At 59.2% G+C, this 24,767-nt stretch carries 19 protein-coding genes and 5 pseudogenes; 6 read left to right on the top strand and 18 right to left on the bottom strand.

The annotated features are described in order from the left end of the window. Positions 1-51: 51 nt before the first annotated feature. The 4 genes and pseudogenes from EN818_RS18820 to EN818_RS34455 form a co-directional block, all read right to left on the bottom strand. Positions 52-1,260, bottom strand: a complete 1,209-nt coding sequence (locus tag EN818_RS18820) for a beta-ketoacyl-[acyl-carrier-protein] synthase family protein (protein ID WP_127231680.1) — start codon at positions 1,258-1,260, stop codon at positions 52-54. Next, complete coding sequence (locus tag EN818_RS18825; protein WP_135906538.1) at positions 1,261-1,542, bottom strand: acyl carrier protein; 282 nt, start codon at positions 1,540-1,542, stop codon at positions 1,261-1,263. Positions 1,543-2,760: 1,218 nt separating this feature from the next. After that, positions 2,761-3,285, bottom strand: coding sequence for a transposase (locus tag EN818_RS34450; protein WP_245265439.1), 525 nt, complete (start codon positions 3,283-3,285; stop codon positions 2,761-2,763). Positions 3,286-3,376: 91 nt separating this feature from the next. Continuing rightward, a pseudogene (locus EN818_RS34455) lies at positions 3,377-3,751 on the bottom strand (IS110 family transposase); the annotation flags it as partial. 701 nt (positions 3,752-4,452) lie between these two features. Between EN818_RS34455 and EN818_RS18835 the strand changes: the two are divergent. Continuing rightward, a complete protein-coding gene (locus tag EN818_RS18835) occupies positions 4,453-5,370 on the top strand; it encodes a LysR family transcriptional regulator (protein ID WP_024505887.1) in 918 nt (305 codons plus the stop codon). Positions 5,371-5,418: 48 nt separating this feature from the next. Here EN818_RS18835 and EN818_RS18840 read toward each other — a convergent pair whose 3' ends face one another. The 11 genes from EN818_RS18840 to EN818_RS18890 all read right to left on the bottom strand — a co-directional run bounded on the left by EN818_RS18840 (position 5,419) and on the right by EN818_RS18890 (position 17,334). After that, entirely contained in the window at positions 5,419-6,222 is an 804-nt protein-coding gene (locus EN818_RS18840; protein WP_024505888.1) for a TIM barrel protein, read from the bottom strand. 164 nt (positions 6,223-6,386) lie between these two features. Beyond that, complete coding sequence (locus EN818_RS18845) at positions 6,387-7,448, bottom strand: LacI family DNA-binding transcriptional regulator (RefSeq protein WP_024505889.1); 1,062 nt, start codon at positions 7,446-7,448, stop codon at positions 6,387-6,389. Between the two features lie 272 nt (positions 7,449-7,720). Then, the gene (locus EN818_RS18850) at positions 7,721-9,007 is read right to left on the bottom strand and encodes a dicarboxylate/amino acid:cation symporter (RefSeq protein ID WP_126063813.1); all 1,287 of its coding nucleotides are present in this window, start codon (positions 9,005-9,007) and stop codon (positions 7,721-7,723) included. A 377-nt stretch (positions 9,008-9,384) separates the two neighbouring features. After that, positions 9,385-10,146: a sulfotransferase gene (locus EN818_RS18855; RefSeq protein ID WP_024505871.1), complete on the bottom strand. Its 762-nt coding sequence runs from the start codon at positions 10,144-10,146 to the stop codon at positions 9,385-9,387. A gap of 289 nt (positions 10,147-10,435) precedes the next feature. Next, on the bottom strand, positions 10,436-11,224 hold the full coding sequence (locus EN818_RS18860; RefSeq protein ID WP_029356621.1) for an ABC transporter permease: 789 nt from the start codon (positions 11,222-11,224) through the stop codon (positions 10,436-10,438). A 3-nt stretch (positions 11,225-11,227) separates the two neighbouring features. Next, positions 11,228-12,142, bottom strand: coding sequence for a nodulation factor ABC transporter ATP-binding protein NodI (gene nodI, locus EN818_RS18865; protein WP_024505873.1), 915 nt, complete (start codon positions 12,140-12,142; stop codon positions 11,228-11,230). A 260-nt stretch (positions 12,143-12,402) separates the two neighbouring features. Continuing rightward, positions 12,403-13,728: a chitooligosaccharide synthase NodC gene (nodC, locus tag EN818_RS18870; protein ID WP_032899868.1), complete on the bottom strand. Its 1,326-nt coding sequence runs from the start codon at positions 13,726-13,728 to the stop codon at positions 12,403-12,405. Between the two features lie 15 nt (positions 13,729-13,743). Further along, the gene (nodB, locus tag EN818_RS18875) at positions 13,744-14,403 is read right to left on the bottom strand and encodes a chitooligosaccharide deacetylase NodB (protein WP_126057632.1); all 660 of its coding nucleotides are present in this window, start codon (positions 14,401-14,403) and stop codon (positions 13,744-13,746) included. After that, positions 14,400-14,990 (bottom strand): NodA family N-acyltransferase, encoded by a 591-nt coding sequence (locus EN818_RS18880; RefSeq protein ID WP_024505875.1) that lies wholly within the window; start codon positions 14,988-14,990, stop codon positions 14,400-14,402. The genes nodB and EN818_RS18880 overlap by 4 nt, the downstream gene beginning before the upstream one ends. A gap of 853 nt (positions 14,991-15,843) precedes the next feature. Then, positions 15,844-17,052: a beta-ketoacyl-[acyl-carrier-protein] synthase family protein gene (locus EN818_RS18885; protein ID WP_126057631.1), complete on the bottom strand. Its 1,209-nt coding sequence runs from the start codon at positions 17,050-17,052 to the stop codon at positions 15,844-15,846. Beyond that, positions 17,053-17,334 carry an acyl carrier protein gene (locus tag EN818_RS18890; protein WP_135906540.1) on the bottom strand — a complete coding sequence of 94 codons (282 nt, stop codon included), beginning with the start codon at positions 17,332-17,334 and terminating at the stop codon, positions 17,053-17,055. A gap of 370 nt (positions 17,335-17,704) precedes the next feature. Between EN818_RS18890 and EN818_RS33670 the strand changes: the two are divergent. After that, a pseudogene (locus EN818_RS33670) lies at positions 17,705-17,833 on the top strand (LysR family transcriptional regulator); the annotation flags it as partial. Positions 17,834-17,937: 104 nt separating this feature from the next. Here EN818_RS33670 and EN818_RS18895 read toward each other — a convergent pair. Continuing rightward, positions 17,938-18,084 (bottom strand): annotated as a pseudogene (locus tag EN818_RS18895) (multicopper oxidase domain-containing protein); the annotation flags it as partial. A 993-nt stretch (positions 18,085-19,077) separates the two neighbouring features. Here EN818_RS18895 and EN818_RS32740 point away from each other — a divergent pair. Then, the gene (locus EN818_RS32740; RefSeq protein ID WP_024504272.1) at positions 19,078-19,347 is read left to right on the top strand and encodes a hypothetical protein; all 270 of its coding nucleotides are present in this window, start codon (positions 19,078-19,080) and stop codon (positions 19,345-19,347) included. Positions 19,348-19,941: 594 nt separating this feature from the next. On the opposite strand, the gene EN818_RS18905 is transcribed toward EN818_RS32740, so the two are convergent. Continuing rightward, complete coding sequence (locus EN818_RS18905) at positions 19,942-20,883, bottom strand: TauD/TfdA family dioxygenase (RefSeq protein WP_127389303.1); 942 nt, start codon at positions 20,881-20,883, stop codon at positions 19,942-19,944. Between EN818_RS18905 and EN818_RS33675 the strand changes: the two are divergent. The 3 genes and pseudogenes from EN818_RS33675 to EN818_RS18920 form a co-directional block, all read left to right on the top strand. After that, positions 20,789-20,995: pseudogene (locus EN818_RS33675) on the top strand (pyridoxal-phosphate dependent enzyme); the annotation flags it as partial. The gene EN818_RS18905 and the pseudogene EN818_RS33675 sit on opposite strands and share 95 nt — an antisense overlap. A 275-nt stretch (positions 20,996-21,270) precedes the next feature. Further along, positions 21,271-21,434 (top strand): annotated as a pseudogene (locus tag EN818_RS18915) (thioredoxin domain-containing protein); the annotation flags it as partial. A gap of 41 nt (positions 21,435-21,475) precedes the next feature. Beyond that, the gene (locus EN818_RS18920; RefSeq protein ID WP_024504270.1) at positions 21,476-22,930 is read left to right on the top strand and encodes a glutamate synthase subunit beta; all 1,455 of its coding nucleotides are present in this window, start codon (positions 21,476-21,478) and stop codon (positions 22,928-22,930) included. A 464-nt stretch (positions 22,931-23,394) separates the two neighbouring features. Here the strand turns inward: EN818_RS18920 and EN818_RS33680 are convergent, their stop codons facing one another. Next, complete coding sequence (locus tag EN818_RS33680; protein ID WP_245454714.1) at positions 23,395-23,760, bottom strand: extracellular solute-binding protein; 366 nt, start codon at positions 23,758-23,760, stop codon at positions 23,395-23,397. Between the last annotated feature and the right edge of the window lie 1,007 nt (positions 23,761-24,767).

A 24,767-nucleotide genomic window follows, 5' to 3' on the forward strand; every position in this document is an offset into this window, starting at 1 on the left:
CAAGCAGCTAGATACGACAGGTGACCTCAAATGAGGCGTCTTGCATGGCTTCTACACCTGCCTGAATGCCAGAACTGCGTTCGTACCGCCCATGGCGAAGGCGTTGCTCATGGCGACGCGCACCTTGCGCTCGCGCGGCACATTGGGTGTGATGTCGAGGTCGCAAGCGGGATCTGGCTCGCGATAGTTGGCGGTCGGCGGCACGACGTCCTCTTGGATTGCCATCACGCAGGCGATCATTTCAAGCGCGCTCGCTGCGCCGAGGCAATGCGCGTGCGTGGACTTGGTGGAAGAGATGGACATCGAATAAGCGTGGTTTCCAAACACACGCTTGATCGCCGCCGTTTCAGTCTGATCATTGCTTTTGGTACCGGTGCCGTGCGCGTTGAGGTAGTCGACGTCCTCGGCATTCAGCCCGGCATCGGCAAGGCAGGCGCGCATCGCCGACGCTGGCCCCTCGACAGATGGCGCGGCAATGTGGAAGGCATCGGCGGAAAGGCCGACGCCGGCGATCTCGGCAAGAATTGTGGCACCACGCCTCGTGGCATGCTCGTAGCTTTCCAGCACGGCCATGCCCGCACCCTCGCCCAGCACCAGGCCCTTCCTATCGGCGGAGAAGGGCCGGCAGGTATCGGGTGAAAGCACGCGCATTGCTTCCCATGCTTTCAGCACGCCCCATGCGAAGGGTGCGTCGCTGCCTCCGGAAACCATTACGTCGGCCCGGCCCAGCTTGATCTGGTCCACCGCCGAGGCGATCGCATGGTTGGCCGAGGCACATGCGGAGGTCACCCCGAAGACCGGCCCGCGCAAGCCGAGGCTCAAGCTAAGATGGACGGAAGCGGCGCTGGGCATCACCTTTACTCCAGTGAAGAGTTCAGCACGGATTGCGCTACCCAAAAGCAGTGAGCGGTAAGTTTGTTCTGTTGCGTATGAACCGGTAAATCCGACGCCCACTGTCGCGCCGAAGCGATGGGCATTCCCCTCGTCCCAGGAAAGTCCGGCCTGCCGCATGGCTTCGCGCGCTGCAAGCACGGCGAGCAAGCTGAAGCGGTCCATGGAGATGAGATGCCCCCGGTTGATGTCGTGCTGGGGCAGCGCCTTGATCTCAGCGCCGGTCATGCCCTCCAGGTCATGAAGCTCGGAATTGGCGATCGGGCCGATGGCGGAGCGGCCTTCGCGCATCTCTTTCCACATAGAGGCGGCGTCGGTGCCCAGTCCGCACAGGCCGCCCACTCCGGTGATAACGACGCGCCTGTCCATTCAAGCCTCCTTCGCAAGCAAGCCGCGGACGGCTTCCACGACGTCGCCGACATTCTTGAGATTGGACCAGGCATAGGCCGTGTTCATGTCGATCTTGATGCCGTAGGCCTGCTCCACATCCCAGAGGACGTCCGCCAAACCCAGCGAATCAAACCCGAGCGCGTCCAGTTCCGTGGCGATTGTTATCTCGCCGACGAATGACGTAGGCATTCCCTCACCGCTCTCCGACTCGGCGCGTTTCTTGATCAGGGCAATGACGTCCGTTGCGAATTGATCGGCCATTCTGTTTCCTGTCTTTCTTTCCCGCGTTTCGACCTGGACGCGGCTCAGTTCCTGAGGCGCGCCGCGTCGCGAAAGCCATCACGCTTGGGCAACTGACAAAGCCCAATGCTCATAAAGCCGGATCAGGTCCGGCCGGTGTGTGGCGTAGGTGCAGTATGACGATGTGAGCCGCTACACCGTGCGCGTCTCCCAGTCTGTCCATAGGCTCGGAAGAAGTCGGACCCGGTCAGTTGCAACTCCCTTTCCCAGCACTCCACTGCCCGGTAGAGCGCATGAAAAATCTCCTTTCGGGCGGTTTCTTAAGACGCTCGCCACGCCATGAGGCAGTGGGGGCATCGGTGTGCGTCAGGTGCTTCTGCCCATGCAGGATTCCAGAACATTGATGAAATCGTTTGTTTCGATGAAAGGCATCCACACTTTGGATAGTTGACCACGCGTTTCAAAGATCGTGAACTACATCTCGTCGTTGTGCTCGACGCACTCCCGACAGAGCGCAACCTCATGGGCGCGGCATGCAGGATTAACCGAGCCCAGCCGGTCATGAGTGCGGCCGGCGCTCGGCTGCTCGATTATTTGCGCGATAAGCTCGCGACCATGTCCGCGGAGGTATTCAAACTTAACGCTGCGTCCGGGAGCTCTTGCCCTCCAGTTCGCGACGCTCTCCCGCCCATCCAGTGCTCGTTTATTTCGTCGGATAGTTTGACCCGGCTCTACCGAATCGCCGCTTCAGGATCATTCTTCCCGATTTCGTCACGCTCGTATTTTCTGCCGCGTCCTACACCGATTGGGCGCGAACAAAACTGAGCGCCTTGGAACCCGAACCCGTGCGTCGTGACCGGGAGCATCCGGGGCGAACTCATCCGCTCGGGGGCATCGCATCACCGGACGGCGACAGGCACGGTCGACCGGCATCTCGGCATCGGCTGGGAATTCGTCCATGGTCTGCATTGGCGACGACGCTTCCTGAGGCCACGTAGCCCTTATGCCAAGCTGGGCGCCCGGTTTGCGGCATCCGTGCCTACCCTCTTCGGACCTCGTGGGTTCCAACCGGCGACGAGGCGTGCATAGGCGCCCTCGGCCTGCTCCACCCAGCGGCGCTCTTCTTCCCGGTGGCTCTTTATGTTGTAGGCGTGCGCTCCCTTTTGGCCGCGCACAGCCTTGCTCCCGGCCTTGAGTTCCACATCGCGCAAGCTTCTTGGCATGCAGGGAGGGTCGAGCCTACGCGTAACTCTCGCCCTTCTCAACAGATGACAGATCACGACAGAGAGTTTGCGTGCGGTTGCCACGGCCGCGACATGCTGTCCGCGCCGGGCTCGCACGCCGCAGGGAGAAGGCTCGCAACGGTCCGGGAGCACGAGCGGCCGCCCAGGCCGCCTCGACGAGCATGCCGCGCGCATGACCACGGCCCTGCTTGGTGATCCGCCCATGGTAGGCCGGACCTGGCCGGACTGCTGGACGCTTGGGTTCAACCCGAGATAGGTCACGAGCTTCTGCGGATCGTCGAAGCGCGACACGTCGCCGATCGCCGCCCTTCATCGCCAGCGCGACGGTGATGTCGACGCCGGGAATGGTCATCAGCCGCTTCACGCCTTCATCCTCGAGAGCCGAGCGGACAAGATCGCGTTCGATGACCTGGAGGTCTTCGCCCAATCGGTCGAACTCGCGCAGATGCCCATCGATCGCGAGGCGCTCGTCCTGCGGTACGACCTGCTCGATTACCAGGTCCGACCCTTGGCGCCGCACAGGTCGGCATGCGGGCAGGACGGATCAGGTGGCTATGAAGGATCGACTGGATGACGCTCTTCAATCGAGATCTCTGTCGGACAATCTGATTGCGCCGTGTCACCTGTCGACGCAGAGCCTGCGTCGGCTCGTCCGCAATCCAGACTTCTGGCAAGAAGCCGCTGGCATAGAGCTGCGCAAGAACGTCGGCGTCGATCGTCGTTTTGATCTTGGCATAGGCAACGATAAACACCTGTTTCGGCTTGGCGATCCCCACCTTCTTCACATGCGGCGCAATCACAGCTGCAGCGGACGTCGCGCTGCCGGTGGCCTCGATCACCCCGACATCGTTCGGCGACAGCTTCGCGGCGAACGCCGCCAGCAGATCGCGCCGCATGTCGACGCGGCCGAGTCGCCTGAGCCTGCCCTCCTCCCATGCCACTGCTTCGGCGAAGGCGCGGTGAATATCCAGTCCGATGATAAGCATGCCCGTTCCTCCTTCTTGGCTCGGTCAAAGACGGGAGCTGGCGGGCAACACGACATCTACTGATCCGCGCTCGCAGCGCATCCGGGAAAGTCGCCAGGGGCGGCCATGTAACGAGCTCGGGCTCTCAGCCCACGGTCTATTGACGGCCTGCCTGCACCTTTGTGCTCCCGGTGCCCCACGTCCCGGATGGGCTCACCATAAGGGCGTTCCAAAACAAGAACAGCAGGACGAGAAGACACCACAGATCACATACCGGATAGCGGCAAGGCCAAGCGCTTCGTTCAGATAGGCTTGCGCCAATGGGCTTAGGCCGAGCCTACAACAGCTCTCAAAAACGCTGCCGGACTGCTGCATTGGCTCGCCGATACAATTGGCACAGGCCTCACGGCAGCTTAGGATCAAACCGCCCATCAGTCGCCTCGGACTGGAAAGGTGCACCCTATTAGATTCCACGCCCAGCTAGGTCGGGGCCGCCGAAGACGCTGGTTGATAGCCCGGCGCCATCGGCCCGGCGTTTCAAACTGCCAATCTCTGACCTGCACAGTACGAACGATTGCTCGCTTCGGCAGATCACGCGGCTCATATGTCGGACCTTAACGTCATCCATCATAAACTTTTTGCGACAAAAGATTGCAAGAATGCTAAATTGTTAAAGTCGTTTGTTTCGGTTAAAGGCATCCATCCCATGGATGGCTGATGACATGCGTTTCAAAGGACTTGATCTAAATCTCCTCGTTGTGCTCGACGCACTCCTGACGGAGCGTAATCTCTCGGCGGCGGCACGCAGGATCAACCTGAGTCAGCCCGCCATGAGTGCGGCCGTCGCCCGACTGCGCGATTATTTCCGCGATGAACTGTTTACGATAAGAGGTCGCGAACGATTTCTAACCCCGCGTGCGGCAGCATTTGCCCCCGCAGTTCGCGACGCTCTCCAGCACATCCAGTGCTCGATTATTTCTTCGGATCCGTTTGACCCAGCTCGAGCCGATCGCCTCTTCAGGATCATTCTTTCCGATTTCGTCACGCTCGTGTTTTTCGAAAAGCTTGTGGAGCGTATTTCACGGGAAGCCCCCGCCGTCAGCTTCGAACTGCTGCCTGTCGACGATAGCCCCGATGAGCTTCTCCGGCGCGGTGACGTCGATTTTCTAATTCTACCGGATATGTTCACGTCGAGTGTGCATTCAAGCATTGCGCTGTTTGACGAGAAGCTCGTGTGCGTAGGCTGTCCCACAAACAAGCAGCTGCCACAGCAGCTTACATTCGAGAGATACATGTCGATGAGGCACGTCGCGGTCAGGTTCGGGCGTACGATGAAGCCGTCTATCGAGGAATGGTTTTTGCTTGAGCATGGCCTTAAGAGACGTGTCGAGGTCGCCGTGCAGGGCTTCAGCATGATTCCACCTATGGTGTCCGGCACAGCTCGTATAGCGACCATGCCCTTACGGCTGGTCAGGCATTTCGAAAAAACGTTCCCCCTGCGGGTTATCGAACTTCCGCTGCCATTTCCCACATTCACCGAGACCCTCCAATGGCCGGCCCTCCACAATAGCGATCCGGCAAGCATCTGGATGCGGGAGATAATGATACAGGAGGCATCTCGGATGGCTGCCCCGCTGTGAACCCTCGGAAAATTCAGGCGCACCTATAGTCACTACACCTGTCACCATCTACTTTGACGACAATAGCCCTCGCCGGATAAAGTCGATGCTGGCGGCAAGTGCGCCTGCGAGATCGTCCAGAGAATGGACTTCCTCGATCAGCTCGAACGAGAAAGGTCCCGCGTAGCCGCCATCCAGCAGCGCCTGAATCTGGCTGCCATTGTCGGAACCTGCAAGAAAGCGATCGGGGTAAATCCAGAAGGTCGGGTCGTTTACGCTTGAAATGTGCACCAGGCCGGTAAGCTCGCAGAACAGGCATGTCTCCCCGGCCAGGGTGTGGTGGAACGTGTCGTGCACGAGGCGAAAGACGGACTGGCCATCAACCGCGGCAACGGCCTCGGCCGCTTCCTTCTTTGATCGAAGCGAGCAGGTTCGGAAACCCAGCGGCTCGATGAGACCGATCAGACCCCGCGACTGGAGGATTGGCTTGATCTCGTTTAGAGCGAAACGAAGATTGTCCTGGCGCTCGCTATTGGTGGGCCACGAGCTGCGGTTGGCCGGCACCAACACGAGCGTCTCTGCCCCGCACGCCGTCGCATAATCGGCGAGGTTGCTTGCCTCGGCCTGACGCGTTGGAGTCCAGTCGTTGAACCGCTGCAAGGCGTTGACAGAGATGATCGTGACGCCCGCTTCGGTAGCGGCAAACCGAACGTCCGCAGCCGGAATGCCGCGTGCGACAGGATTGCTGAAATGAGGGTAACGGATTTGGACGTCGGTCAGGCCTTGGTCACGGGCAAGCGCGAAAAGCGCACTGACGTCAAGGCGGGGCGCCGCCATGTGATCGAGTGCAAAGCGGGGCGATACCTGGCGCATTGCTTGACTTTCCTTCCATGAAGCGCGGCTGCCATTTCGGCATCCGGCTTCTTTCAAGACGGAACCACGCCGGTTCACAGATCGGACAGAGACGGCCGAGTCAATCGAGCTTTCCTTTCATCGGTGAAAGGAAAATGGGCGCTCATGATAGAAATCCATCAAGGTCAAATATTTTCCGGAAGATAAATGTCGAACGGCAGAAATGTCTGCCCCGGGCTCTCCGCGACGCCGGCTTTGATGGCCCGCTCCATTGCCATTATCAGCTCCTGGCAAAGTCGGCGCATTGGCGTGCCGACCGCCATCGTCAAGATGTCATCCGCAAGCGCCCCACGTGACTGCGGCGTCATTTCACTCACGATCGCGACGAGATCCTGACCGCTCCCCTCTTCTCGGAGCGCGGAAATTGCTCCCTCTATACCCCCGCCGGCCATATAGAAGCCGACGAGCTCTGGTTCCCGCTGCATAAGATCCAGCAATTTTTCGTAAGTGAGCTGCCGTTCATCAAGGTTCACGAGCGGATCAAGCACCTCGAATTTGGGCGCGTTCTCACGAAAATAGGCACGAAAGGCCGTTTCCCGCGTCGCATGCGCCTGGAAGCGATGGCTTCCGACAAACACCGCCACCTTGCCGGGCCGTTTTGCGGCCTTGGAAAACACCCAAGCGGCAGTCCGTCCGACCTTGCTGTTGTTGAGGCCGATGTAGCCCTCGCGCACGCCATCGGCGAAGTCGGATAACAGCGAAAATACCGGGATACCTTTCGCCTTGAGCTCCTCGACTGATGCTGTGATTTTCGGGTGATCGGCCGCCACCATGGCGATCGCCTGGCAGCGGCTTCCAAGGTCCTTAAGAAGCGGGAGCAGGTCACGCGGCAAATGTGACTGCGCGAACTCGATGATCGGAAGGCCGTGGAAGGATTTAGCCATACTGACCGACTCTTCAATATTGCGAGCGAAATCTTGGTAAAAATCGTGGGCAGGTTTTCTCAAGATGAAGCCCAGCTTGTAGTGCGGCAGGTGCTGCTGCAAGCGCTGTTTGATGAGACCGGCAGCATGATAGCCGATCGCGTGCGCGGCCGCATGGACCCGCTGGGCGGTCTCCTCTCGCACCGGAAGGCGGACGTTCAGAACCCGATCGACTGTTGCTACGCTGACTCCGGCTTCGCGGGCGAGATCGGCAATTGTGACGCGCTTTCCCCTAGCGATTCTGATCGGCCGGTCCTCCGTCATCCGGTGCGATCCCGCGACGGCTTGGGGCGGCAAGCTGAAATAGTTACCACACCCCACGGTTGATAACGCATTCGACGAACAGCGCTCCATGCGGACCCAGATGAGTTTCCGTGAACCGTTCGTTTGCTTAGGGGCTTCATGGTGTTGTATTACTCTCCGCGTTAGTACACTATTTCCAGCGCTCTTTGGAGGCCGGCAATTCGACTGCTGTGAAGGCCGTGACTTACACGTCGCGCTATTGCTTGCTTGCGGGGAGCCCGTTTGATGTAACCCTAACCGCGGAAAGCGGCTTCCATCCGGGACTGGTCCAATTCGCCTTCCCAGCGAGCGACAACGAGCGATGCCACCGCATTACCGACTAAATTCGTCAGCGCGCGGCATTCCGACATGAAGCGGTCCACGCCAAGAATTAGAGCCATTCCGGCAACGGGAACACTCGGCACGACAGACAGAGTAGCGGCCAATGTGATGAAGCCGGCGCCGGTGACGCCTGCCGCACCCTTCGAGGAAAGCATCGCAATTAGCAGCAGGAGGATCTGATCGGCAATTGACAAATCTGTGTTCGTCGCCTGCGCGATGAAGAGGGCGGCGATCGTCATGTAGATATTGGTGCCGTCCAGATTGAATGAGTATCCAGTAGGGATGACGAGACTTACGACCGAACGCGCGGCGCCGGCCTTCTCCATCTTCTCCATGAGCGAGGGCAGCGCGGCCTCCGAGGAGGACGTTGCCAGGACAAGCAGCAGCTCGTCCTTGATGTAGCGGACAAGAGAAAAGATCGAGAAGCCGTTGCAGCGGCAGACCACGCCGAGAACCCCGAACACGAAGAGGAAGGCGGTCAGATAGAACGTCGCGACCAGTATCGCGAGGTTGGCCACCGAACCGATTCCGTATTTGCCGATCGTAAAGGCCATAGCGCCGAAGGCGCCGATGGGTGCAGCCTTCATCAGAATGCCGACGAGCTTAAAAATGGGGGCGGTGAGCGCCTGGAGAAAGGTAACGACCGGCCTGCTCGTCTCTCCGGTCATCGCCAGAGCAATGCCGAACAAGACCGAGAAGAACAAGACTTGCAGGATGTCGCCTTCCGCGAAGGCACTGGCAATCGTTGACGGGATGATGTTCATCAGGAAGCTGGTCACGGACTGCTCGTGAGCCGTGGCCACATAGCCCTTAACGGCTTCGACATCGAGCGAGGCCGGATCGATGTTGAGGCCGGCGCCAGGCTGAACGATATTCGCGACAATCAGCCCGACAACGAGTGCAAGCGTCGAGAAGGTAAGGAAATAAACCATCGCCTTGGCGGCAACTCGGCCGACCTTCTGCAGATCGCTCATGCCGGCAATGCCGGTCGCAATTGTCAGGAAGATGACAGGTGCGATAATCATCTTGATGACTTTGATGAAGGCATCGCCGAGCGGCTTCAGGCTTTGGCCGGTTTCCGGATAGAGGTAGCCAATTGCGGCTCCAAGGACCATGGCGGCAAGTACCTGCACGTAGGTCCGGGCAAAATGGCGCTTGCGGGGCGCTGCGATCGCGCGGGGGACTCTTGGAACCAACATCGTTTCTCTCTCCCTGACCGGATCGGGGTGGGGGCTCCTCCTTCTCCCATGCTGCGCTCCGGTCGAGCGCTGCTGTCATCTCGGAGCAAGCGCCGTGCCAACTGGACGCCTGTCCCGTCCAGCGAGATTGGTGCAGTTGCGCACTGGAACCCTCCACCTTGCCGGAATTCTGCACTCGAGGCTCGCCAAAGATCGCGTCTGAGGAAGTGCTTCATCAGAGAGGGAATTGACCAGGTCGCCTTGCGCCCGTGCCCTTTGATGTTCGCCGCAGATCGACTGCCGGTTGCCTTGGTGACTTTGGTTTGTCAGTTTTGGAACGGAATGCGCGCAAACTGCAGGATATCCTACACGCCCATCAGAGCACGCGGTACAAGCGATTAAGCGTAGGAGCGCATTGAATCTCCGAGGTCAAAAAATCTTGAATAAGGTCCGCGTGCGAAGTGAATCCGCAACTCGTCAAAGTTCTCCACCGTTTGATCAAGCGGTCGCGTTTCCTGGCGCTGCAAGATGGCGTTATCTGATGGCTCAAGCGCTGGAACGCCCAGGAAATCCCAAACCGCTCCCAAGCATTGGGCAGGTTCGTGAAGTAGGCTCTCGTATTCCATTACAAGCAGGTTGGTCGACGTGAAGGAGTCCATAACGCGAGCGTGAAAATCGTCGGCGGCTTTGAAATAAGCCTCACAGTCGGCGATTGACAACCTGACGCTCGGTGGCCGAGCGGTATCGTTGTCCGAGCTGAACTTCAGCCACTGACCGCTTTCCCTGGCCTGCACAAAGGATCGGAGCGATTCCAATACGTTTCGGCGAACAACGAGGATGACCTTGAGTGCTGGCCAACGAGCTAATTCCGCAAAGAATGCTGGACGCTCGCGAAACTGAGGTTCATTGATCTTGCAGCCAAGATGCGTCACATTCTTGTAGTCGCGCATAGGGCAGCGCACATAGGCAAGCTCAAGAAGCTCGCGATCCGTGCCTAGCAGGCGATCCGTGCTGGGCCAATTGGGATCATATTCGTTTAGCAACTCACCGTTACTCAGAACGGTCGGATGCTCGTTTAGCAATTCTTCTAAATAGTGTGTTCCGGTCCTTGGCATAGCAAGGATCACAAAAGGCTCAGGAGTTGGTTCGTTGTGGGTCATTGCATGTGTATCCAACTAAATAATGGCCGCGACGGTCTGGGGACGCGCACAAGAAGCTTGGCTGCTATCGCTTGAACGCTCCGGGTGGGTCCGCGCGCCTCACCACCCAGCCTGTACTCCGAGGTGTGGTCGCGAAGATGGGCGCGTGCCTGCAGCGGCTGGGTGGCGCCCGGCTTCGGCGTTGTTGTACCACTCGCGATTCCTGGCACACGCATGCCTCCGGGCCGCTGGGGGCAGTTTGCAATCCGGCATTGCGGACCTCCTTCTCGTTGATGGGCGTAGGTAAGCGTCAACGCATTAGTCGTCGATGAAACAGTCCAGCCGACAGAAAAAAAGGCAATACAGCGAACATGCAAAGTGCGCCTATATGCAGCCCTACATTGTCGCCCAGGCGGCCGAGCATCACCGGACGGATTAGATCGATAGAATTCGCCAGCGGCGAGAAGGCCGCAATCTGCTGAAACACTCCTGGCAATTGGCCGACTGGAAAAACCGCGCCCGAAAGGAACAGCATGGGTGTGATGACAAGCGTCTGATAGAAAATAAAATAGTGATAACTGGGCGCGAGCGCGATGACGAGCATGGCCAGGCTCGCAAAGGCGAACCCGGTGAGAGCGATGACCGGCAGCACGTAGAGAACCGACGTCCACGCGGCATAACCTAGCGCGGCGGCAACAATCGCAATTGTCGTACCGGCCAGAAAGGCCTTTGTGGCTGCCCAGGTCAATTCACCGAGAACGATGTCGCCGAGGGTAAGTTGTGTGTGCAGGATTGCTTCCCAAGTGCCCTGATCGCGCATTCGACCGAAAACCGCGTAAATTGTTTCGAAGGTTGATGCTGTCATCGCGCTCGTCGCAACCATGCCGGCTGCCAGAAAGGCGATGTAGGATGCACCTTCGATGCGGCCTACCAACAGTCCAAGGCCAGTGCCGAGCCCGAAAAGGTAAATCATCGGATCAGCAAGGGTGCCGAGCATTGAAGCAAATGCCACCTTCTTCCATGCCAGATGATTGCGGCGCCACACCGCGATCCAGTTCCAGGCGTTGGCGGGTAGAGCGGCCGCAAAACGTTCACCCATTGCTCACTTCTCCATCTCACGTCCGGTTAACCTCAAGAAAACGTCCTCCAGACTGGGTGGACGCTCTAGAATACGCAGACCCGCTCGACCGCGAAGCTGGATGCGCACATCCTCCGGCTCAGGCGCATAGCAAAAGAGCGTCTCGCCGCTTACCTCGACACGCTGAACGTACGGTCTGATCAGCGAAATCAGCTCCTGTGGATTGCCGCCGAAGATCTCGATCACGTTGCACCCAATGTACTCGTCGATCAGCGCATGAGGACTGCCCTCGGCGATCTTGCGTCCCCGCTCGAGAACACACAGCCGATCACAAAGCCGCTCAGCCTCTTCCATGAAATGGGTGGTCAAAATGATCGTTTTTCCGCTCGCCAGCAGGAAACGAAGTCGCTCCCAGATCAGATGGCGGGCATGCGGGTCGAGGCCGGTCGTGGGCTCATCCATCACAAGCAACTGGGGGTCGTTGATCAGAGCACGTGCCAGCGTCAGGCGCCGCTTCATCCCGCCGGATAGCAGGCCGACACGTGAATCCGCCTTGCTCTCAAGGCGAGCGAACTCGAGGAGCCGTGGGATGACGGCGTTGATCTCTCTTGTACTCATGCCGAAGTAGCGCCCGAACACCAACAGGTTCTCGCGTACCGTAAATTCCAGGTCGAGATTGTCGAACTGCGGGACCACGCCTATGCCCTTGCGGGCCAAGCGGCTGCGTGCCGGCACTGGTAGACCGAGGACTGTTATATCACCCGCGTCAGGCCGGGTCATACCGAGGAGCATACGCGCAATCGTGCTCTTGCCTGCGCCGTTCGGCCCCAGCAGACCGAAGCACTCTCCCGATGCAACGGTGAAGGACAGCCCGTCCACAACGAGCTTGTTTCCGAATAATTTGGTTACGCCGGTAAGGTCGATTGCTACATTGGACATGCGTCTATCTCAAGCGGAATGAGTCCGATTGGCCACCGGCAGCTTACTTGCGAATTCTGGTTCAGAGCAGGCCACCGCCTTGAGATGGCACCTTTGGAAAGTCGCGGCCGGAGCGACGCGTGTATCGCTTCCGCCAAAGAATAACGTCAAGATGCCACGTGTCGCTTCCAGATAGTTCCCGTTCTGACCATAGGTAACTCGAAAGCTTCACCCCGTGTCGACTGACACAACTTACTCGGTCACTCGGCGCTGCAAGGCCGTCAGACTTCACCAGCTGTGAGCGAAAGATCTGCAGTATGAAGTGACTCCGCAATTCCAGAATTGCCCGCAGCATTTGCTCCGGCAAGCGGCATCGCGCTTGTGATTTCCTTTGTGCTCCTGTTGGGCAGGGGAACACTTTTACGCGACAGCCAATCGCTATTGCTCAATGTACACAGGGCGTAAGCCTTCAAGGGGATCAACAGGAATATCCTGATTAACGCGTGCATTGAATAGCCGATGAATCGAAGCTGCCGAGTGCGGAAAGATAACACCGTAGATCTGATTATGGTCATCGTGACAATAGCCAGCACCGTCCACCAATTTACTGTATGTGAAAATAGTAGCTCACCGAGCGCCGTTACTACCGCGATGCCGAGCAACAATGGGCCGAGATTCTCTCCCATCACATCCAAAGTTAGATAGCGATCCAGGCCACGCAGTAGACCTCGCGCAAGCATCGTGTCCCGGAAGGTGCTTCGTGCCCAGCGGAGTTGTTGGCGCAAATAAGGTCCCATCTTGTCCGGAACGACTGTCGCCGCGACGGCACCTGGAACGTACTCGGTTCGAAAGCCTGCTTTCAGCATGAGGATCGTAAGATGACGGTCTTCACCGAAGTCGCTTGGTTTCCCCCTGAACAGCTGCGTCTCGTATTGATCCAGCAGAGAAAGGAGACAAGACCGGCGGTACATTGCACATGGGCCGCAGCAGCACATGACCGCACCAAAGCGACCTTGCGCCGCGCGCTCCTCATTGCAAGCCAGCCAGTATTCCATATCGATCAATCGGGTCAACCAAGTGTCGCTGCGGTTGTATGCCGTCAGCTGGCCCATGGCCGCTCCGACCATGGAATCCCGCATTTTTACTGCAAGCTTTGTGATGACGTCGGACGCAAGTGTCGTGTCAGAGTCGACGCTGAGCACGAAATCTCCAGATGAGCGGCGGATGGCGGCGATCTGCGCCTTGCGTTTGCCAACATTCTCGCGGAGCAGAATGAAATTGAATCTCGGGTCGCCCTCGTAGGCGTGATGTACCGGGATGACGGCATTACGATTTCCAGAACCGTCGTCAACCAGATAGACCTGAAATGTTCCGGCGTAATCTTGATTTGCAATGGAAGCTAAACACGCCGCGAGTGTGCGCGGGTCCTCATTGTAGCAGGGGATAATGACATCCACGCTCGGCCAACGGTCGGATCCGAACAAGCTTTCCGACGGCGGCGTAACATTTTCCGGTTGGGAGTAGACCGCTTGCATGCCTCTGTAAACAGTCGAGAGCACCGCATAAGACGAAACGGCAACAGTACTGGCTGTGGTGAGAAGGTCCATAGGATCTCTGTTTGTTCAGGGGTGTTGAGGAAGTGATCGGATTACAAATCCGCGGCCGTGCAATTCTGGAATTAGGCGTGACAACGCTGTCACCGTCTGGTCGCGCAGACTGGCTTGATTGCCTGGTTGCAATTCGTCGGGAGCGCACCCGTCGTGCAACAGCACGATTGCGCCCGGCCGGATATCGGCGAGCACTCTGTCGACGATGGCGTCAACGCCGGGGCGAGACCAGTCGCGTGGATCAATGGACCAATGGACGGGCGCCAATGCCGCACCCGCTGATGCAGCGATTACTTCTTCGGTCCAGATGCCATACGGTGCACGAAAGTACCGAACCATGGCCTGCGGGCAAGCCATCCCTATGACTCTGTTTGCCTCAACTATCTGGCAGTCGACTTCGACGGACCCGCATTTGGCCAGGTCCGGATGAGTCATCGTGTGGTTGGCTATACCGTGCCCGTCTGTAATAATTCGGCGAACGAGTTCCGGCTCGTCGGCCGCGTAGGCCCCAACAACGAAGAAGGTCGCCGTCACCTGATGTTGCGCCAGCACATTGAGTATCTGCGGTGTGAAAAATGAATTGGGACCATCGTCAAACGTCAGATAGACGCTGCGCTCTGCAGTGCCATCGGCATTGTCACTCTGCCCTTCGCATATGTAGTCCAGAGGCTTCATAGTTCCGGACCGTTCCGGTCGATCAGGGTACCGGACGGCCACTCGTCCATCGAGCGTCCGATCGGCGAAACCAACACGAGTACGTCTTCCAGGCGCGTGGGCGGCAGGTCGGGATGCACATCTGGACGGGTCGATCGTACGCGAACGCCCGACACAATGTTCGCGAGGCCGGCTCTGCAGAATCTTTCGACATGGTTTCGCAGCGCGTGCCGAACCGTGCCGAAAGCGAATGGAACACCCAACTGATGGAGCACTGGGTACGCCACGCGCATCGAAAAACCGATTCCGAGCCCTTCAAGATCCGGACGAACCGCGTACAGGCCCAATTCAGCGACGATCAAGTCGACCTCGCCAACTTTGATGAAGCGCCGCAGCATGCCGATGTGAGCCGCTACCCCATGCGCGTCGTAGCCGATTGCGCGGAATTCCGGCCTCGCGCCGGCCCAACTGCGGCCGCCTTCGAATGGCTCCGCGTTGAAGGCGCCAGTCCGTCCATAGGTCTTTCGAAAAAAGTCGGAGAGTTCGACATGGTCGGCCAGTTGCAGCTCATTTTCCCAGCACAACTTCCAATCGACATTCGGGCGCATGGAAGACCTCACCTTGGAGCTGTCTGGTTGAGATAAATGTCCAAGCATTGGTTAAATAATTGGCATCGCACCAACGGGGCGTAACTTGTGGAGACCGCCGAAAGACCAAGCCGTAATGCAGATGCGACTGACTTTGTGCGCCCCGCACACCAGATGATGCTCCTCGGATCCAACGCAACCATGGGAACTACCTATCTTTCCAACTTGAAGCGCCTCTATGGGACCTGCAGCAAAAACGGTAAAATCCTTTGTTTAGATGAAAGGTATCCACGCTTTGGATAACTGGGCGAATGCGTTCCATATGGCTGGTCAATTATCGTCGTCACGCTCGAGGCACTTCTGACGAAGCGCAAAGCTCACGCCCGCGGCACGCGCGGCCGTTGCCGGGCCGCGCGATTATCTCCGTAAGAGCCGAGCGGAGCTCAGACACGACGATTGATCAGAATCTGATTCGCGGGTTCAGTATCTCTTTCGTGTATCCAGCTCTGGGCTGTCCTTTGGCGGGAGTTAGGTTCGCCCAGGTTCTGAGCCTGGGGCGTCGGCCCGTTCGCCGCACAGGCTCCTTCGCACATCGTCGAGGCCGAGAAAGAGGGGGCCACACAGCTCCCCCTGTACTTTCCACCACCCGACACCAGCGCTCACCCAGGGCGCCGGCCTTGCTCACCTCAACGGATAGCGCACTCGCGCCGCTTCACGATTAAAAGAATTCTACAAGCAGATGCCTGTTTGATCGTGAGACGTCCGCTGCCAATTCCCGCATCGCAGAGGCAGCCAATAGCGCTCGCTTCACATAGTGGTCCGGCAAGCAGCTAGATACGACAGGTGACCTCAAATGAGGCGTCTTGCATGGCTTCTACACCTGCCTGAATGCCAGAACTGCGTTCGTACCGCCCATGGCGAAGGCGTTGCTCATGGCGACGCGCACCTTGCGCTCGCGCGGCACATTGGGTGTGATGTCGAGGTCGCAAGCGGGATCTGGCTCGCGATAGTTGGCGGTCGGCGGCACGACGTCCTCTTGGATTGCCATCACGCAGGCGATCATTTCAAGCGCGCTCGCTGCGCCGAGGCAATGCGCGTGCGTGGACTTGGTGGAAGAGATGGACATCAAATAAGCGTGGTTTCCAAACACACGCTTGATCGCCGCCGTTTCAGTCTGATCATTGCTTTTGGTACCGGTGCCGTGCGCGTTGAGGTAGTCGACGTCCTCGGCATTCAGCCCGGCATCGGCAAGGCAGGCGCGCATCGCCGACGCTGGCCCCTCGACAGATGGCGCGGCAATGTGGAAGGCATCGGCGGAAAGGCCGACGCCGGCGATCTCGGCAAGAATTGTGGCACCACGCCTCGTGGCATGCTCGTAGCTTTCCAGCACGGCCATGCCCGCACCCTCGCCCAGCACCAGGCCCTTCCTATCGGCGGAGAAGGGCCGGCAGGTATCGGGTGAAAGCACGCGCATTGCTTCCCATGCTTTCAGCACGCCCCATGCGAAGGGTGCGTCGCTGCCTCCGGAAACCATTACGTCGGCCCGGCCCAGCTTGATCTGGTCCACCGCCGAGGCGATCGCATGGTTGGCCGAGGCACATGCGGAGGTCACCCCGAAGACCGGCCCGCGCAAGCCGAGGCTCAAGCTAAGATGGACGGAAGCGGCGCTGGGCATCACCTTTACTCCAGTGAAGAGTTCAGCACGGATTGCGCTACCCAAAAGCAGTGAGCGGTAAGTTTGTTCTGTTGCGTATGAACCGGTAAATCCGACGCCCACTGTCGCGCCGAAGCGATGGGCATTCCCCTCGTCCCAGGAAAGTCCGGCCTGCCGCATGGCTTCGCGCGCTGCAAGCACGGCGAGCAAGCTGAAGCGGTCCATGGAGATGAGATGCCCCCGGTTGATGTCGTGCTGGGGCAGCGCCTTGATCTCAGCGCCGGTCATGCCCTCCAGGTCATGAAGCTCGGAATTGGCGATCGGGCCGATGGCGGAGCGGCCTTCGCGCATCTCTTTCCACATAGAGGCGGCGTCGGTGCCCAGTCCGCACAGGCCGCCCACTCCGGTGATAACGACGCGCCTGTCCATTCAAGCCTCCTTCGCAAGCAAGCCGCGGACGGCTTCCACGACGTCGCCGACATTCTTGAGATTGGACCAGGCATCGGCCGTGTTCATGTCGATCTTGATGCCGTAGGCCTGCTCCACATCCCAGANGACGTCCGCCAAACCCAGCGAATCAAACCCGAGCGCGTCCAGTTCCGTGGCGATTGTTATCTCGCCGACGAATGACGCAGGCATTCCCTCACCGCTCTCCGACTCGGCGCGTTTCTTGATCAGGGCAATGACGTCCGTTGCGAATTGATCGGCCATTCTGTTTCCTGTCTTTCTTTCCCGCGTTTCGACCTGGACGCGGCTCAGTTCCTGAGGCGCGCCGCGTCGCGAAAGCCATCACGCTTGGGCAACTGACAAAGCCCAATGCTCATAAAGCCGGATCAGGTCCGGCCGGTGTGTGGCGTAGGTGCAGTATGACGATGTGAGCCGCTACACCGTGCGCGTCTCCCAGTCTGTCCATAGACTCGGAAGAAGTCGGACCCGGTCAGTTGCAACTCCCTTTCCCAGCACTCCACTGCCCGGTAGAGCGCATGAAAAATCTCCTTTCGGGCGGTTTCTGTTCTGCCCATGCAGGATTCCAGAACATTGATGAAATCGTTTGTTTCGATGAAAGGCATCCACACTTTGGATGGTTGACACGCGTTTCAAAGATCGTGAACTACATCTCGTCGTTGTGCTCGACGCACTCCCGACAGAGCGCAACCTCATGGGCGCGGCATGCAGGATTAACCGAGCCCAGCCGGTCATGAGTGCGGCCGGCCGGGTCGGGCGATAGGCAGTCATGCCCTGCCCTTCCTGCGGGTCAAGCACTCCGAAAAAACATTTCCCCCATAAATGCTAGATCTTCCGTTGCCTTTTCGCGGGCTTCTGCGTGAGGTGAGGCACGCCATCCATGGCATGTGGCACACGCACGCGATGCCAGTGCACGGTCGTTTTCTCGGCAAGGCCGTTCTCTACCTCGACCCGCACGCGCTCGCCCTGACGGACCCGGATTTCCGGGCCTGGAACGGGCCTTCGGCGCGCAATCGAGCCCGGTTCACCCGGCCCAATGGCGTCCACTTTGGGGGCGCATGCACTGCAGACCCGCTGGACCTGATCCGGGAGAGGATGGGCGCGGCGATTGGAATAGCTATGAAAGCGCATCGGACCGTGGAACTGCGCGCGCAGACTTTCGGAGGAAGGCTCGCTTTTAAACGTTATCGTGCAACTCTGACCGTTCTTCGCCTTGGCGGGTGCCGCGGAAGAATCCCGGGTTCTGCGAGCGCTGCGAGAACACCTGCGGTCGATCCTGTACCACAATCTCGCGAAGCTCGATGCTCTCTACAAACGATGTCTTGGATTCTCACGCCCTTATTTCAGCACTTCGCTCGCTTGCCCGACTCGGCCGCGGTCAGCCTTCACCGCCAATTTTATTGGCGCAGCGACGTTCCTATCGGTTCAGGCGAAGCTTCTTGAACCTGCCGCTCTCTCGTTGCCCTGGCACGATTAATCGTCCTCTCAGTCTGTCATTGGCGGAGTCGCTCCTGAGGCGCGCGCCGGCGAGTTCGAGGAGCGCGTGGCTATCTCCTCGGTCCAGCCGGATTCCGCTGCGCGCTCAGCCAATTCCTGGAAGGCCGATTCCAAGGCGAGCTGGCATTGAAGGCCGCGGTCCGGATGGTCGACTAGCTTGGTTCCACGATCGCAATGCTTGATCGCTTCATTGCAGGCCATGGGCTCTCGCCCTCTCCTTTTGCCACACGAGGCGCCAGCTCACGTGTTGTGCGCCCCGGCAACCGCTTTCACCAGCCGCTCCAGCGATCCCGCGCGCTCCAGCTCCGCAAAGAATGATGCGGCGTGACGCTACCCAGCCGGTGCTTCTCGGCCATTTGCACACATAGGGATAGTCGACCATGAAATCGGACCGAGGCGAGGCGTTGGACGTTTCAGTCTTGGTCTGAATGCGCCGCCCACGAGCCGATCGGCCTTCTCGATGATTTGGCGCACCCTCGTTGTCGACAAGCCATGTTCCTGAGCCAGGTCGGCGAAACTCTTGCCCTTCAGAAAGCCGTCGACCAGGGCTATGTTCCTATCGACGGTCGGCTAAATCCCAGCAGGCGCGCGCAGTTTTCCGGCATCATTCCGTTTGTTCATCCGCTTGTCCGCGCCCCCTGCAAATCCTACCGGGCCAAATCGGTGCTTGGAAGACCCACTCATGTCATGGCCTCGGGAAAGTACAAGGCCGACGGTTATGTGAATACGAAAGATGCTGGCGATCACCATGATCGTTGGTGACCGCTGACCTCCCCAATGTCGGCTTCGACGGCACACCGGGAGCTCTCGGCAATGTTGAATAATTCCGTTTGAAGATGGTTGACTTCGTCGTCGAGGCTCGATCCATCAGGATCGGTATCGACGATTCTATATTTGAGAAACCCAAATTCGTTTGACTCGCGCAATTCGCTGTACGGCGTATCATCGCAAGCGCGGGATTCCGACATCCTGCGAAGTGCCCGCGTTGCTGGAATCGATTTTGCGGAAGTAAAAAGGCCCCGGCGCTGGGTCGGCGCGCAGGGCCTTCAGGCATGTACGAGCTACCAGCATGTCCAGTTATGATCGTGCGCTATCATAATGAACAAACGGTGAATGATCGCTATCCGAGGTGCAGGGCGGGCGAGATGGTGGGGCGGTGGGGGACCTGTACCGCTGCAGCGGGGCCACGAGCAGCGACTCGAGCCATGCGCCACGCTGCAGGACCTCGATTTCGGGCCAAGCCTCGAGCCCGCAACTCGCCTTGCTTCTCGGAAATCATAAGGCTTTGTGGGGCGGTTAAGCAGCGCGATATGGCCGCGGCGATACGAAGTTTTCATCTTTACCCTGTTCAGACGGTCAGGCTGCCTTCGCCGCCGGCTTGGCTGCCTTGACATGGGTTATACTGCGGCGACCGTCGACGCCGATCGGAACGTCACCGTCAACCGTAGCGCGACGCACAACCCGGTGCTGGTCGCCATAGTCGTTGACCGCATAATGCTGGTTAGCACGGTTGTCCCAGATAGCGACGTCGCCTACTTGCCAGCGCCACCGCACGGTATTTTCCGGGGCAGTGACGTAGGACTGGAACACCTCGTAGAGTTTGGCGGAATCGCTCTTGGAAAGGCCGACGAGGCGCTGCACGAAATTGCCGAGCAGCAGCGACTTCTCCCCGGTTTCCGGATGGACGCGCACGACCGGATGCTCGGTCTCGTAGATCGTCGATGTGAAAACTTCCTCGAAGTGCTTCTTCTCTTCGGCTGTGGCGCGCGGGCGCACGGCTGCGTAGTCGTAGGCATTGCTATGAATAGCCCACAGATTGTCCGCCAATATTTTGAGCGGCGCCGGCAGATTCTCGTACGCGGCGTGCGTGTTGGACCAGATCGTGTCGCCCCCCGCCGCCGGAATGACGACGCCACGTAGGACCGAGAATTTCGGATAGGCATCGACGAAAGTCACATCGGTATGCCACTGGTCTGCCCTGCCACCGCCACGGCCGGAATCGAGATTGAGGATTGAGGCCGTGCCGGCTGCCGGCCCCTGCGTGGGATGAGGTACAAGGTTACCCAGACGCCGCGCGAACAATTCCTGCTCCGCATCGTCGAGATGCTCCTGGCCGCGGAAGAAGATCACCTTGTGTTTTAGAAGAAGCTGGTTGATGGCTGCTATCGCTGCGTCCGAAAGGTCTCCACCAAGGCGAACTCCTCTGATTTCAGCTCCAACACGGCTGGTCAGCGGTACAACGTCGGAGTCAGGAATTCTCTTCGTCAAGCTCGAAAGCCAAAATCCCGGCGGATCGATCAAGGATCGCATTGCGTTGTCGATGATCGTTAATGCCGAACAGCGTGGCCAGCTCGCGCCGGGCGGTACAATCATCGAAGCGACCGCTGGCAACACAGGGCTCGGCCTGGCCTGGCGGCACGAAGCGCGTGATCGCGTGTCCAAAAGCTGACAGCGTCAGACAAATGTCAGGTTCATTACAACCAACATCTGGGCACTGACGAGGTTTTTCGAAGCAATGGGCGCTAACTGCGCGCTGAGCGCGTTGGCATGGCTTTTGAGACTGAGTGACTGTGACTGCACTTAATGGGGCAAGACGAGCGATGCGCTCCTCCCTGAACCCGTGTGCCGTCTCTGAGAGGAAACCAGCTCGTGCAGAAACCTTTGGAAATAGCTTTGGACCGCAACGTGGTATTGCAGATGGAGTCCCCGGCTCCTTCGATTAGAGTCGAGAACTGGCTGCATGGCGAGCCCCTCACGAGCTTTGAGCCCGGCAAGTGTACATAGTCGAATTTTGGGCAACTTGGTGCGGCCCATGTGTGGACGGGATGCCCCATCTGATCCAGCTGCAGGGCGTCGCCAGGCGCGCCATCTGGACAGCAGGAGCTGGACTATGGGCAAGGTAACAGGCTTTCTCGAAATCGACCGGCAGGTGCACAAGTACCAGCCGGCCTCCGACCGCATCCGGCATTTCCGTGAATTCACGCTGCCGATGTCGGACAAGGAGGTCGAGAAACAGGCCGCGCGCTGCATGGATTGCGGCATTCCGTTCTGCCACGGGCCAACGGGCTGTCCCATCCACAACCAGATCCCGGACTGGAACGACCTCGTCTACAATGGCGACTGGGACAATGCGATCCGCAACCTGCATTCGACCAACAATTTCCCGGAATTCACCGGCCGCATCTGCCCCGCACCTTGCGAGGAAGCCTGCACGCTGAACCTCGAGGACATTCCCGTCGCCATCAAGACGGTCGAGCAGGCGATCGCCGACAAGGCTTACGAGACCGGCCATATCAGGCCCTATCCGCCGGAGAAGAAGACCGGCAAGCGCGTCGCCGTCATCGGCTCCGGCCCGGCCGGCATGTCGGCTGCCCAGCAGCTCGGCCGCGCCGGCCACGACGTCCATGTCTATGAGCGCGAGAGCCGGCCCGGCGGGCTGATGCGTTACGGCATTCCCGACTTCAAGATCGAGAAGCACTATATCGACCGGCGCATCGAGCAGATGCAGGGCGAGGGCGTCACCTTCCATTGCGGCGTCAATGTCGGCGTCGACAAGCCGGTTGCCGAGCTGCTCGCCGAACATGACGCGGTGCTTTATTGCGGCGGTTCCGAAACGCCGCGCGCGGCCGGCATTCCCGGCGACGATCTCGGCGGCGTGCATGACGCGATGCCCTATCTGGTGCAGCAGAACAGGCGTGTCGGCGGCGAACCGATCCAGTCGGTGGCGTGGCCGTCGCATCCGATCCTCGCCGGCGGCCAGCATGTGGTCGTCGTCGGCGGCGGCGATACCGCGTCCGACTGCGTCGGCACCGCCTTCCGCCAGGGCGCGGTCCGCGTCACCCAGCTCGACATCCGTCCGCAGCCGCCGGAAAAGGAAGACAAGCTTTCGGTCTGGCCCTACTGGGCGACCAAGATGCGCACCTCGTCCTCGCAGGCCGAAGGCGCCGAGCGCGAGTTTCAGGTGGCGACGCTCGAGTTCATCGGCGAAGACGGCCAGCTGACCGGGGTCAAATGCTGCGAGGTCGACGAAAAGCGCAAGCCGATCGCCGGCAGCGAATTCGTCATTCGTGCCGATCTCGCGTTCATCGCCATCGGCTTTGCCGGGCCAGCCGCTCGCGGGCCGGTGTCGGAACTGGCCGGCCAGATGAAGATCGCCATTGACAGCCGCCGCTCGAAGAATGTCGAGGCCAATGACCGGGACTACAGGACCAGCGTCGAAAAGCTCTATGCGGCGGGCGACGTGCGGCGCGGCCAGTCGCTGGTCGTCTGGGCGATCCGCGAGGGCCGCCAGGCGGCGCGCGCCATCGATGAGGCGCTGATGGGATCGAGCGTGCTGCCGCGCTGAGTCCGTCTCGAGACCCTACTTGTGCGGCCACCTGAAGGCGCTTTCCGCCCTTCCGCTGCCCCGGGCAGCTTACGGACTGATCGCCGTGGTCGTTTCGGTTGTGGCCCCGGCCGCAGGCTGCCGCCTTGGCGGCCAAGAAAAATCGTCGGCGCGGCCGGGCGAAGCAGCGCTGGGTTTAAGTGCTTGGGGTGACACGGCGTGATCTCCGCCGTTGGCGGGAACAGGGCAGTGCAATAGTACTGCCCTGTTCCTTTTGATCAGAGGCCAGTGCGGATTTCTTCGGCAAGCGCCCTCAACGTCGTCTCGACGTCATCGCCGTTTGCCATCTTCTGCATCGCCACGGCCCATGCGTTCATGGCTTCGCCGAAGCCGACACGCGGTGTGAAAGCCAGCGCGGCTTGATCCTGTATCTTTTTGAAGCTGTCAACGAAGTTGTTGAACTCGGGCTGCGAAGCGTACTTAGTCTAGGTATCGTCCTGCCAGGTCGACGTGCGCGGCGGATTGACGAGCTGGCCAGCAAGGGCACCCTTGAGCGCCACCTGCTTGGAGGTGGCCCACGGGATGAACAGCCAGGCCGTGCCCTTCTTTTCGGAAGCCGCGTTCATGGCGAGAGCCCAGATCCAGATGTCAGAATCCAAGCTCGTGGCGCTCGGTGCGTGCAGCGGCGGAGCGAAGGCGATCTTGCCGGATGCCGGCTTCCCCGCAACATCGTTCCAGAAGCCGAACATTTTTGAGTCGATCGTCATCGCGGTGCGGCCGGACGAGATGCCGTCCACGACCTGGTTCCAGTTATCATTGGCGAAGGAAGGAGCCGCGCACTTCTTGATCATGTCCGAATGTAGTCGTATCCAGCATCGGTAAGCTTCGGATCACTCAGGTATTTGTCCAGCAGGCGCCACTCGGAGCGAGGTCCTACGCGGGCTGAATGCCAGTGCCGAACACATCCCATGCTGGCGACTTCGTCGTCAGTTGGATCGTCATCTTGTTCCAGTAAGAATCGTCTGGGTAGAGTTCCGGCGTGACCTTGATGCCGGGTCAGCTTCTCGAACTCCGGAAAGTTGCGCAGCGAGAGCATCCGCATAGGGGTGGATGTCGTAGGCCCAAGTTATGCTGGTCCCTTCGAATTGACGCCAGTTCACGGTGTCGGCAGCGGCCGAATTAGTGAGCGATGCCGAAACGGCAAGAAACGCCAAGTCAAAAGCAAGCTGTTTGCGTAGCGACGCGCACCTGTAACGAGTACGGGGAATGAGCGACCCATGTAATCCTCCCTGGGGCATTTTGCCAATTTTTGGGTCCACTCCTCCATCCCGAGTTTGCTCATAGCCACAATAAGCGGTTTCCAACGACCTCGCTCTGAATGCACCAGGCCAACTGGGTAAAAACGGGTAACCGGCACTTAAAGGCGATGTAGTATCGCCACCAGAAATACTGCTCCGTGGTGCTGGCCTTTGCCTGGGGGCGCAACACGGCAACTACCCGCTCAAAACGGTTGGTCCTCTACCTCTTATTCACCGTCGCTTTCCTCGCGGCCTAACCCGGCCGGAATATCCGTTGCCAGAAAAAGGCCTCGCGGCCGGTTCGAGGCGCATCCCTCCTCCGAAGCAGCACGCTCAAGTATCGTCACAAGCCCCGAGCGCTTCGCGTTCGGCGATGTCCAAATTCCGACAATGTCGGATACAGTCAGATCTACTGGATTGCGTTTGAATGGTTTTCTCATTTGGCACAGTACATGCGGGTCATCCGCAAAACACGTGACCGACCAACAAGAGTTCGCATGATCACCTTACCACAACATACAGCCGCCGCGGAACAATCACTTGGCCCCTGATCGCCCGCC

Origin of the sequence: Mesorhizobium sp. M3A.F.Ca.ET.175.01.1.1, assembly GCF_004791945.1 — a bacterium.
Taxonomy (GTDB): domain Bacteria; phylum Pseudomonadota; class Alphaproteobacteria; order Rhizobiales; family Rhizobiaceae; genus Mesorhizobium.